We start from the raw sequence: 9,806 nt of genomic DNA on the forward strand, positions 1-9,806 counted from the left end.
GTGCTTCAGCCGAACTCCCGCAGCAGCGCCTGCACGTGCGGCCCCGGCGCCCCGTACGCCACCATCCGCACGTCCAGGCCCCAGCCCCTGGCCAGCGCGAACGCCCGCCGCATCGCGGCCGTGATCCAGGCGTCGTCGTTGCCGAACGCACCGCCGCCCAGCCGCGTGAGGTGGACCACCGCGGATCCACCGTGGGCCGTGTTCAGCACGCCGGCCAGCAGCGTGGCCTCGTAGGCGGCCTCCAGCACCAGCGTGGCGATGCGGGCCCAGGGCCCATCGTCCAGCCGGTTGTAGCTGACCGGCAGCGCCGAGCAGAAGGCCTGGGAGACGATGTGCTCGCGGTCGGCGACATCGGTGACCTGCACGCCGTGCTGCAGGCCGATGCGAAGCAGCGCGCGTGCGCCGTCGACCCGCGCCGGCGACGCTGCTGCCAGGCGCTCATCCACTTCCCGCAGGCCTTCGGGCGTGAACATCGCATAGCCGTTGCGCATGCTCCACAGGCGCCCGCCGGCATTGCCGAGCGCGGCGCCCAGCACGTCCAGCGCATCGAGCTGCCGCCCGGCGGTCTGCCCTCGTCCGCCGGGCAGCTCGACCAGGTAGTTGCGCAGGATCGTGCCGGCGCCGGCCGCGATGGCGCAGGCCGGACCCTGGGTGCGATCGAAGGCGTAGCGCGTGACGCCCTGTTCGGGCGTCACGTCGGGCCCGACCATCTCCAGCAGGTTGAACTGCGACGCGACCTGGAACAGCGCCCCGGCCGAGGCCTCGCTGGCATGCAACTGGCGCACGTCTCCCTGCACGACGGACACGCGCAGCGGCGCCGACGCCCGCTGCAATTGCGCCACCCGCGCGCGCAGCTCGCCCAGCGTGGGCAGTTCCAGCCGCCCGACGCGCCAGCCGCGCGAGGCGCCGTCCACGTGCAGGCGGCCTTCCACCACCGATAGCCGCCGTTGCGTCTCGGCCCACGAACCCTCGCGAAAGCCGGTGATGCGCTCGAACCAATCCATGTCGAAGTCCCCCTGTGGGCTGCGTGGCCCTGGCTCGGCAGTGTGGTCCGGAGCGGGCTCACCACGCGAGCCTGGCGGCGGCCGCCCCGCTCGCCAGACCACCGACCAGACGACCAGCCCGACGGGCTCAAGCCCTGAGCCTGCCCGCCGCCACGATGCCGCCTGTCCATCCACGAACAGGATCGCGCGAGCAGTACGCGCGGGGCCGAGCGCCGGTTCAACGTCTATGCCGTGCTGTCGCACGACGATGCCCGGGTGACCGCGGCTCGCCGCACCCATAGGCGCTATCACTGATGCACCGGGGAGATGCCCGATGCAAGATGGCTTGGCATCGAGAACAAGGGAGCGTCGCGGCGTGAGCGAGCTGGTACGTCTTTATCGCTACAGGGAGCTCCTGGGCGGGCGCCGCGCGCTTTCGGCCCGGGAACTGCAGCAGCGGCTGGAAATCTCCCCCGCCACCTTCAAGCGCGACCTCGCCAAGCTGCGCGACCAGATCGGCTCGCCGATCCGCTTCGACCGCGACCGTGGCGGTTATGTGCTGGAAGCCGGAGACAGCCACGAGCTGCCCGGGCTGTGGTTCCGCCCCGAGGAAATCCAGGCCCTGGTCACCATCCAGCACCTGCTGGAGCAGCTCGAGCCCGGCATGCTGGGCCCCAAGCTGCGGCCGCTGCAGGCCAGGCTGGCGCAATTGATGGGAAGCCACGGCCTCGCGCAGCAGGACGTGGCGCGCCGCATCCGGCTGGTGCATGCCGGCAAGCGCAGACTGCAGCCGCAGCACTTCGAAGCCGTCGCGGCCGCCACCCTGGGCCGCCACCAGGTGCGCGTGTGCCACTTCAACCGCCAGAGCGGCGACAGCACCGAGCGCACCCTCTCGCCGCAGCGGCTGGTGCACTACCGCGACAACTGGTACGTCGATGCCTGGTGCCACCTGCGCCAGGATCTGCGGAGTTTCGCGGTCGATGCGCTCTCGGACGTGCACCTGCTCGACGGGGCGGCCCGGGAGATCGAGGGCGCCGCGCTCGACGAGCGGCTGGGCGCCGGCTACGGCATCTTCGGCGGCGCGCCGGTGGCCTGGGCCGTGCTGCGGTTCACGCCGGAGCGGGCGCGCTGGGTGCGACGGGAGCAGTGGCATCCCAGGCAGGAAGGCCACGACGAGGAGGGCGGCGGGTACGTGCTGAAGGTGCCGTACTCGGACGACCGGGAGATCCTGGGGGACATCCTGCGGTTCGGGGCGGATGTGGAGGTGGTGGCGCCGGCGGAATTGCGGCGCAAGGTGCATGCGGCAGCGCTCGAGATCGCGGCACGGTATGTGTAGGGACCAGCCAGCCCAAGGAGGCAGGCTCCGGGACGAGACGGTTTGATGGCGGCCGCCGAACGGGACCATCCAGGACATCGCCCGGACCTGATCTGACCGATGGCACCCGCCACCCGGGCGGGCGCCATCCCTCAGTTCGGCACCGACTTCGCCGAGAAATTCTTCGTCGCCGTGCCCGAGCCCAGCACGGTCTTGCCATCGGCGCCGATCGCCTGCACCGTGAAGCTGTAGTCGTGGCCGAAGCTGCCGAAATTGGGCGGGCAGGGGCCGGTGTAGTCCTTGAGGGCGCGGGCGGCGATCGCCGCCGAGTCGCCGCCCGCATGCGGGACTTCGCCGCCGCCATGGTTGAAGGCCGGCGCGTCGTGATCGGCCAGCTTGACGCGAAGCAGCTTGGCTTCGGCGGGGATGCCGGCGACCTTGATCGCCGGGGAATGGGTGCTGCACTTGTCGGCGCGCGTCCAGGTCCAGTCCACGGTCATGCCGGTCTGCGCCTGGGCGATGCCGCTGCAGGCCAGCACGATCGCCAGCCCGATGGTCTTGCTGTTCATCTCTCTACCTCCGGCCGCGATGCTAGCCCATCGGTAGGGGCGGAATCCCGCGACAATGCGTCCGCCGCCATGGAATCCTCGCCATCCGCCATCTCCACCGCCCTGCTGCTGGCCGAGGCCGCCGGCACGCTGGCCTTCGCCGTCTCCGGCCTGATCGCCGCGGCCGGGCGCAAGTTCGATGCGGTGGGCGTGGTGATGGTGGCCGGTGTCACGGCGTTCGGCGGCGGCACGCTGCGCGACGTGCTGCTGGATCGCCGGCCGTTCTTCTGGGTCGAGCGCGTCGAGTGGCTGTGGGCGCTGCTGGTGCTGTCGCTGCTGGCGATGCTGCTGCTGCGGGCCCGGCACTTCGGCGTGACGCGCCGCGCCATCCTGTGGCCCGATGCGATCGGGCTGGGGCTGTTCACCGCCAACGGGGCGCAGGTCGCCTACGCGATGGGCCTGCCGGCACTGGTGTGCGTGCTGATGGGCATGATCACGGCGGTGTTCGGCGGCGTGATCCGCGACGTGCTGTGCAACGACCTGCCGGCCGCCTTCAGCGATCACCGGCCCTACGCCGTGTGCTCGTTCGCCGGCGGCTGGGTGCTGCTGGGCGCGCACGCGCTCGGTTCGCCCGTGTGGCTGGCGCTGGTGGTGGCGACGGTGGCCACCGCCGGCCTGCGCATGGCGGCGGTGTTCAGCAACTGGTCGCTGCCGCCCTGGAAGACGCACGAGGACGCCTGAGCGCCTGGGGCGCCGCTGTCGCCCCGGCGCAGGCCGGCGCAAGCCGGGGAATCGAGCTCCAACCCGCTGAACGCGCGGGAGTTGTTCCGGAGTCGGGAGATGGATTGCGGGTCAAAGCCCGCAATGACATCTCCGGGAGACGGGTTGCGGTCAGGCCTGCAATGGCGTGCATTCCCGCATGCCGGTGGCGGCGCACAGCCGCTCCAGCGTCCAGCCCCTGCCCAGCAGCACCATGCGCGTGTGCAGTTCGTCCAGCACGGCCTCGTCGACTTCGGTGCCGAGGCAACGCAGGGCCTTGTCGCGCACGTCGACATAGAGCAGGTCGTGCTGCCGCGCGAGCGAGCGCCACAGGCCGTGCGCGCCGGCGGACTGGCGGGCGCCGCTGATCAGGCACAGGCCGGATCCCAGCGCCCACCGATAGACCGCCGTGGCGATGCCGCGGCGCTGGTAGTCGGGCGAGTAGCGCGAGTGCGGCGCGCGCAGGTGCCGGTCGGCACGGCGGTTCAGCTCGACCAGCCGGTTGAAGACGGTGTAGCCGGCCAGGCAGCTGCGCACCACGTCTTCGACATAGACGTAGTACTCGCCATCGGCCTCGCGCGTGCGGAAGACCAGGCCGGGCAGGTGGGTGGGCACGGTGGCGCTGCCGAACATCGCATCGCCCGGTGTGCGCAGGCGGCGGTACAGGTTGTCCAGCTCGGTCGCCAGGTCTTCCGGACGCAGGTCGACGTCGATGCGCAGGTCGGTGCGCGCTCCCAGGCCGCGGGGGCGGACCGCCCACGACGAGAGCCGCTCGGCCAGCCAGCCGAGAGCCGGGGCTGTGCGCATTCGTGGATTCCGGCTTTCGCCGGAATGACAAGAAGGGGCGGAATGACAAGAAGGGGCGGAATGACAAGAAGGGGCGGAATGCCACCAGAGGGTCGTCGCGGTCACGGCAACTCCTTCCATCAAGCCGCGGTGAACCCGGCCCAGCAGCCGCTCATCAGGGCTTCGGGCCGCGCACTCGCGCTGACGCGCGCGCTGGTGTCCCAGGTGTCGCGCGGCACGGACAGGCCGGCGAACACGCCATAGCCCTCGCCGGCGCGCAGTTCGCCCCCGGCGAGCAGGCTCTCGCCGGCCCGGATGGCGCCGCCTGCGGTGATGCTGTCGCCCGCGCGGATGCCCCAGCCGGCGTCCAGGTGCCAGCGCGCGTGGATCGAACCGCCGCACTGGATGCCCTGCCCGGCGCGCACGCTCGCGCCGGCCTCGATGCAGCCGCCCGCGCGCACGCCCTTGCGGCAGGCGAGTTCGCCTGCCACCCGCAGGTCCTGGCCGGCCACGATGCCGCCGGCCACTTCCAGGGTCTCGCTGCAGGCGATGTCCCAGCCGACGCGCAGTTCGCCGCCGCAGCGCACCGGCGCGCGCCCGTCCAGTCCCCATGCGACCTGGAGGTCCCCGCCCGTCTCCAGCGCGCCTTCGCAATGCAGCCCGCCTTCCACCCGGATGTCCTCGCCCGCACTGACCGGGCCGCCGGCGCGCAGGCCCGCGCCGCAGCGGATCGAACGGCCCGCGCGCAGCACGCCATCGACCTCGATGCCCCCGCGCACCTCGACCGTGCCGGCGAACACCACGGCGGCCGCCTCGATCGCATCGACCTGCAGCACCGCGTTGGTGGGGCCGAATTGCGACAGCAGCCAGCAGGCGTCGTCGATGCGGCCGGCCGCGACCAGCGCATCCAGCAACTGCTGGTAGTCGCCGCGGTCCTCGTGGTGGCGCACGAACCAGCGGAAGCCGGCGGCGCAGGGGCTCTTGGCCCGGATCAAGCTCTTCGTCAGGTCCATGCGGGGCGATGCCGCCCGCCGGCCTCACGCGCCGGTCAAGGGCAGTCCATGGGCGGACTCGTCCCGCGGGGCGGGATCCGGCCGCAAGCGCGCCTGGGCGGGGGCCCGGCGATGAAGAGGTAGCGCGAAAGGGGGAGGGTTATCGCCGGGCGGTGGGATGTGCGACCGGCCGATGGGGGCGGATCGCACGCACGGCCGCACGCCTCGCCGCGAGCGGGCGATTCATCGAGGGGCTGATGAACGAGGGGCGTGCCATGGAAGCGATGGTTGGGTGCGCGATGACGAAGCACCGAGCGCGCGCATGGTAGCCACGAACCGATGTCGCACGCCAGCGAGCGGTTATTGCGGGCGCGGCCTCGCCACAATACTGGCACGCGGCGAAGGTGAATGCTTGCCTTGCCAGCAGGGTCTTTCTATACTCGGCCGCATGAATCGCCTGACGCGTGTCCGTTTTGCCCTCTCCGCCGCCCTGCGCGCCGCGGGGCAATCGCGCGCGCGTGCGCTGCTGCTGCTTTCGGGCGGCCTGCAGCGAACGCCTGCGCATCCGTAGGCCCGGCGGTCCGCTTCCTTCCCCTCCCCACGCAGACCATCGACCGCCGGGCCTGAGCACCCAGCGCGGCAGCGCGCCCCCTTCGGGCGCCGCCGATGGAGCCTTTCACTTTCACCCGCCTGCCGCGCCTTGGCCGCGGCAGTCACCAGCCTTTGGAGGGATGGGAGATGAACATCCAGAACGTAGCGGTCCTCACCGACCTCTCGCTGCGCGAGAGCATGGCCGTGCAGCGCGCCTGCCGGATCGCCGAAACCCACGGCGCCCAGCTCAAGCTGGTGTACGCGCCGGCCGGCGCGCAAGCGCCACAACCCCATGCGGCGCGCCGACTGGCCAATGCCGCAGCGCAGATCGAGGAGTCGTCCGGCCTGCGCGTGAACGCCTCGGTGGTGCGCGGCCGAACGATAGCCGCCATCGCGGCCGAACTCGCCGGCTGCGACCTGCTGGTGCTGGCCGACCGGCGCGAGCGCACGCTGGCGGCGCTGTTCGCGGGGCAGCCGGCCCAGCGCCTGCTGCGGCTTGCCGGCTCGCCGGTGCTGGTCGTGCGATCGGTGCCCTCCGCGGCCTACGACCGCATCCTGGTGGCGGTGGACATCAGCCCCGAGTGCTTCGAGGTCGTGGCCGCGGCGGCCGCGCTCGAGCCTGCTGCGGAGCTGGAGCTGTTCCACGCGACCAGCACGCTGAAGGAAGCCTGGCTGCGCTCGGCCGAAGCGTCCGAGCAGGCCGTGCGCGCCTACCGGCAGGCCAGCACGCGACATGCGCAGCAGCGGCTGATGCGCATCTCCGATTCGTTCTCGGCCCGGCGCAACCGCGTGCAGACCACGATCGGCCGCGGCGATCCGGCGCGGCAGGCGCTGATCCAGCAGGAGCACACCGGCGCCGCGCTGGTGGTGGTCGGCAAGCGGCGGCGGCCCGCCTGGTGCGATTTCCTGTTCGGCAGCGCGGCCCAGCGCATCCTGGGCTGGGGCCGCAGCGACGTGCTGCTGGTGCCGCAGGAACTGAGTGGCGCCGGCGAGCCGGTGCACGCGCCGGCCGCTGGCGGTGCCATCGGCGCGTGGGGCGGCCTGGTGGCGATGCGCGCCGCGGACGGGGAGGGTGGCCATGTTCGCTGACGACCTGCTCGACCGCCTGCCGCTGCGCCAGTGCGTGACGCCGACCGGCGAAGCCGGCGTCGCCTTCGCCGAGCGCAAGCTGCTCGACTGGCTGTCGCGCCCGGCGCAGTTCCAGATCACGCGCTACGGCGAGGGCGGGCAGATCCATGCCGCCAGCGAAGCAGCGCTGGACGAGGCGCGATCGCTGCTGCGAGACGCCTACGGCGAGCTGATCTCGTTCGGCCAGCCGGTGGTGCACACCTGGGTCTGCCCGCGCGAAGAGCAGCTGATGGAGCCCATCATGCAGCTGCGCGTGGAGGCGTCGCGCGCCCATGTCCTGCCGGTGCTCGGCGAGCTGAAGGAGCGCAACGCGGACGTGCAGGAGGTGGAGCTGGAGCCCGATCGCGCCGTGCTGCGCGGCGAGATCCGGCTGGCCGAGCTGCTGGGCTACGAGCGCACGGTCGAGGGGCTCACCGGTGAAGCGGCGCACGTGGTGAGCCGGCTGGCACGCTACCAGCCCGCGACCAGCGGCGGCATGCCCGGGGCGGGGAGCTGGTGGCAGTCGTAGGGGCGGGAAGCAGACGTAGACGTCGCTCGAACTGCTCTGGTGGCGCCGTGCACGATGACCTCTTCCGGTTCGGCGGCAGAGCTTGCCACCGCGCTGGAGGTGCGACAGGCTGCCAGTTCGAGCCCATTCGCGGGGAAGTGCCGAATGCCGAGCAACGTCCTGTGCGCCGCGTGCATCTTGCTCGGAGCCGGATTGGCTGTCGGTTGCGGCGGGGGGCTGGTTGTCGGCGCTTTCGATTGCGACGAGGAGACGGCCGCCGCGATCGGATCACTGGGCTTGCCCGATGCGAGGGATGAGCGAAGCGACGACGGCTTGCACATCCGCACGCTGTGGTATGAGGGGGCAGGACTGGTGGTCAGCTTCACGTGGGGCGACGAGATCCCGTGCCTGCGGGAGGATCGCGTCATCCAGGTGGGGACATCGCCGCCCATCTTCCCGATGCTGCGCACGCAACGGCGCTGAGGCCTGCGACACGTTCAGGCGGGGGTGCGGAAACTGTTGGGAATCAACAGCTTGCCTGGATGTGGAGCGGGCGATGGGAATCGAACCCACGTCTTGAGCTTGGGAAGCTCAGGTCCTGCCATTGAACGACGCCCGCGGGATGGTGCGATTCTAGGGGGTTTGCCGTCTGCACTTCGGCACCCGCGGCGCCGCGGCCGGCGGCCCGTGTGCAAAGCTACACTCCACGGCCGCCCGCGGGCGATCAAGGAAGGCAAGTACCCCGATGGATTTGTCCGAGCAGTCGTTCCACCGGTTCATCGACCTGGTATACGAGGCGGCGGAGAACCCGCGCCAGTGGCGCCGGTTCTACGAGGCGCTCCAGCCCGTGCTGGGCGTGCAGTCGATCCACATGCTGGCCACCGACAAGCGGCACGGCACGCTCTCGTACAGCGACGGCGCCAACATGCCGGTGGAAGGCGAGCTGGCGTACATGCAGCATTACCGGTTCATGGACCCGCGCCTGCCGCTGCTGCTGACCAAGCCGGCCGGCCAATGGACCCATTGCCACAGCGAAATCCCGGAAGAGGTGGTCGCGACCCACCCGTTCTACCAGGAGTTCCTGATCCCTTATGACCGGCGCTACATGAGCGGCACCAAGCTGGTCGACACGCCGGAGGCGACGCTCATCTTCGCCACCCTCAGCAGCGCTGCGCAAGGTCCGCTTGCGGGCGAGGCGCTGGCGTTCATGGAGCGGCTGCTGCCGCACCTGCAACGGGCCTGCCGCATCGGGTTGCAGCACTTCGTCTACTCCACCCAGGCCCTGGTCGGCCAGATGCTGGTCAACAAGCTGCGCCAGCCGGTGATCCTGATGACGCCCGGTGGCGAGGTGATGCACACCAACGAGGCGGCGCAGGAACTGCTGCGGTCCACCCGGCTGGTGGAGGTCGCGGACGGCCGGCTGCGGCTGCCTCGGCCCCACGGGGCGGAACTGCTGGCGCAGTGCGCCGCGATGGAGCAGTCGATCAAGTCTGCGCAGGCCAACCCGGAGGGCGAGGGCCCGCCGACCGCCTCGTCGTTCCGCTCGCTGCTGGTTTCCTCCGAAGGCCCCGGGGCGCCAGCCGAAACGCTGTACGCGTTCTTCACCACGTTGGCGCCCCAGGAGATGATGGGCACCTTCGGCCTGCGGCCGGTGGTGATGCTGATCTTCTACCACCCGTCGTCGGCCCCCTCGATCGACGCCGGCCTGCTGTACGCGGTGTTCGGCCTGTCGCCCGCGGAATGCCGGATCGCGACGCTGCTGGCCGAAGGCCTTTCGCTCAAGCAGATCGCGGAAGTCCAGGGCACGCAGCACGACACCGTGCGCAAGCAACTGCGGTCGATCTACCAGAAGACGGCCACCAACCGCCAGCCCGAGCTGGTCCGATTGTTGTTGCATTTACCCCACAACGCCGTTCAACAATGACATAGGGCAAACCCATTCCCCCATTTGGGGAATGGAAGTAACCAACCGTTTCAACCATCCTCGCATCCGGCGTGAATAGCGCCACCCGGACCCCGTCGCCAAATTCCACAGGCGGCAATTCGAATTAACCGAGGATGGAAATGAAGTTGAAATCAGTCAGTTTGACGGTATTGGCTGCCGCCGCAGCGGTCGTCGTGTCCGCCTGCGGGGGCGGTGGCGGAGGGGCCGCGGCGCCGCAGGCGAGCCTGCAGCTGTCCGGTGTGGCCGCCACGGGCCTGGCGCTGGCCAACAGC

The 9,806-nt window shown here is 70.9% G+C and carries 11 protein-coding genes and 1 tRNA gene; 7 read left to right on the forward strand and 5 right to left on the reverse strand.

Annotated elements, in window-relative coordinates; all coding sequences use genetic code 11:
- Positions 1-5: 5 nt before the first annotated feature.
- On the reverse strand, positions 6-1,004 hold the full coding sequence (locus V6M57_RS14445) for a hypothetical protein (protein ID WP_332815695.1): 999 nt from the start codon (positions 1,002-1,004) through the stop codon (positions 6-8).
- A gap of 355 nt (positions 1,005-1,359) precedes the next feature.
- On the opposite strand from V6M57_RS14445, the gene V6M57_RS14450 reads away from it, so the two are divergent.
- The gene (locus V6M57_RS14450; RefSeq protein ID WP_332815696.1) at positions 1,360-2,319 is read left to right on the forward strand and encodes a helix-turn-helix transcriptional regulator; all 960 of its coding nucleotides are present in this window, start codon (positions 1,360-1,362) and stop codon (positions 2,317-2,319) included.
- 131 nt (positions 2,320-2,450) lie between these two features.
- Here the strand turns inward: V6M57_RS14450 and V6M57_RS14455 are convergent, their stop codons facing one another.
- Positions 2,451-2,867: a hypothetical protein gene (locus V6M57_RS14455; RefSeq protein ID WP_332815697.1), complete on the reverse strand. Its 417-nt coding sequence runs from the start codon at positions 2,865-2,867 to the stop codon at positions 2,451-2,453.
- A 69-nt stretch (positions 2,868-2,936) separates the two neighbouring features.
- On the opposite strand from V6M57_RS14455, the gene V6M57_RS14460 reads away from it, so the two are divergent.
- Entirely contained in the window at positions 2,937-3,587 is a 651-nt protein-coding gene (locus tag V6M57_RS14460) for a trimeric intracellular cation channel family protein (protein ID WP_332815698.1), read from the forward strand.
- Positions 3,588-3,737: 150 nt separating this feature from the next.
- On the opposite strand, the gene V6M57_RS14465 is transcribed toward V6M57_RS14460, so the two are convergent.
- Together V6M57_RS14465 and V6M57_RS14470 are read right to left on the reverse strand one after the other, a co-directional pair.
- Positions 3,738-4,412 carry an N-acetyltransferase gene (locus tag V6M57_RS14465; RefSeq protein ID WP_332815699.1) on the reverse strand — a complete coding sequence of 225 codons (675 nt, stop codon included), beginning with the start codon at positions 4,410-4,412 and terminating at the stop codon, positions 3,738-3,740.
- A gap of 119 nt (positions 4,413-4,531) precedes the next feature.
- Complete coding sequence (locus V6M57_RS14470; protein ID WP_332815700.1) at positions 4,532-5,404, reverse strand: hypothetical protein; 873 nt, start codon at positions 5,402-5,404, stop codon at positions 4,532-4,534.
- 427 nt (positions 5,405-5,831) lie between these two features.
- Between V6M57_RS14470 and V6M57_RS14475 the strand changes: the two genes are divergently transcribed.
- The 4 genes from V6M57_RS14475 to V6M57_RS14490 all read left to right on the forward strand — a co-directional run bounded on the left by V6M57_RS14475 (position 5,832) and on the right by V6M57_RS14490 (position 8,072).
- Positions 5,832-5,954 carry a hypothetical protein gene (locus V6M57_RS14475; RefSeq protein ID WP_332815701.1) on the forward strand — a complete coding sequence of 41 codons (123 nt, stop codon included), beginning with the start codon at positions 5,832-5,834 and terminating at the stop codon, positions 5,952-5,954.
- A gap of 167 nt (positions 5,955-6,121) precedes the next feature.
- Positions 6,122-7,063 carry a universal stress protein gene (locus V6M57_RS14480; protein ID WP_332815702.1) on the forward strand — a complete coding sequence of 314 codons (942 nt, stop codon included), beginning with the start codon at positions 6,122-6,124 and terminating at the stop codon, positions 7,061-7,063.
- A complete protein-coding gene (locus V6M57_RS14485; RefSeq protein WP_332815703.1) occupies positions 7,053-7,610 on the forward strand; it encodes a hypothetical protein in 558 nt (185 codons plus the stop codon). Before V6M57_RS14480 ends, V6M57_RS14485 begins: the two co-directional genes overlap by 11 nt.
- Before the next feature lie 144 nt (positions 7,611-7,754).
- On the forward strand, positions 7,755-8,072 hold the full coding sequence (locus V6M57_RS14490; protein WP_332815704.1) for a hypothetical protein: 318 nt from the start codon (positions 7,755-7,757) through the stop codon (positions 8,070-8,072).
- Positions 8,073-8,134: 62 nt separating this feature from the next.
- On the opposite strand, the gene V6M57_RS14495 is transcribed toward V6M57_RS14490, so the two are convergent.
- Positions 8,135-8,208, reverse strand: a tRNA-Gly gene (locus V6M57_RS14495).
- Between the two features lie 126 nt (positions 8,209-8,334).
- Between V6M57_RS14495 and V6M57_RS14500 the strand changes: the two genes are divergently transcribed.
- The gene (locus V6M57_RS14500) at positions 8,335-9,513 is read left to right on the forward strand and encodes a helix-turn-helix transcriptional regulator (RefSeq protein ID WP_332815705.1); all 1,179 of its coding nucleotides are present in this window, start codon (positions 8,335-8,337) and stop codon (positions 9,511-9,513) included.
- The last annotated feature ends 293 nt before the right edge of the window (positions 9,514-9,806 follow it).

Origin of the sequence: Ramlibacter sp., from assembly GCF_036676645.1 — a bacterium.
Lineage (GTDB): Bacteria > Pseudomonadota > Gammaproteobacteria > Burkholderiales > Burkholderiaceae_C > Ramlibacter.

What these genes read in the sequence shown, in the direction of transcription:
- V6M57_RS14445 (WP_332815695.1), bottom strand. Translation starts at nt 1,004, where the DNA reads ATGGATTGGTTCGAGCGCATCACCGGCTTTCGCGAGGGTTCGTGGGCC.
- V6M57_RS14455 (WP_332815697.1), bottom strand. Translation starts at nt 2,867, where the DNA reads ATGAACAGCAAGACCATCGGGCTGGCGATCGTGCTGGCCTGCAGCGGC.
- V6M57_RS14460 (WP_332815698.1), top strand. Translation starts at nt 2,937, where the DNA reads ATGGAATCCTCGCCATCCGCCATCTCCACCGCCCTGCTGCTGGCCGAG.
- V6M57_RS14465 (WP_332815699.1), bottom strand. Translation starts at nt 4,412, where the DNA reads ATGCGCACAGCCCCGGCTCTCGGCTGGCTGGCCGAGCGGCTCTCGTCG.
- V6M57_RS14470 (WP_332815700.1), bottom strand. Translation starts at nt 5,404, where the DNA reads ATGGACCTGACGAAGAGCTTGATCCGGGCCAAGAGCCCCTGCGCCGCC.
- V6M57_RS14475 (WP_332815701.1), top strand. Translation starts at nt 5,832, where the DNA reads ATGAATCGCCTGACGCGTGTCCGTTTTGCCCTCTCCGCCGCCCTGCGC.
- V6M57_RS14480 (WP_332815702.1), top strand. Translation starts at nt 6,122, where the DNA reads ATGAACATCCAGAACGTAGCGGTCCTCACCGACCTCTCGCTGCGCGAG.
- V6M57_RS14485 (WP_332815703.1), top strand. Translation starts at nt 7,053, where the DNA reads ATGTTCGCTGACGACCTGCTCGACCGCCTGCCGCTGCGCCAGTGCGTG.
- V6M57_RS14490 (WP_332815704.1), top strand. Translation starts at nt 7,755, where the DNA reads ATGCCGAGCAACGTCCTGTGCGCCGCGTGCATCTTGCTCGGAGCCGGA.
- V6M57_RS14500 (WP_332815705.1), top strand. Translation starts at nt 8,335, where the DNA reads ATGGATTTGTCCGAGCAGTCGTTCCACCGGTTCATCGACCTGGTATAC.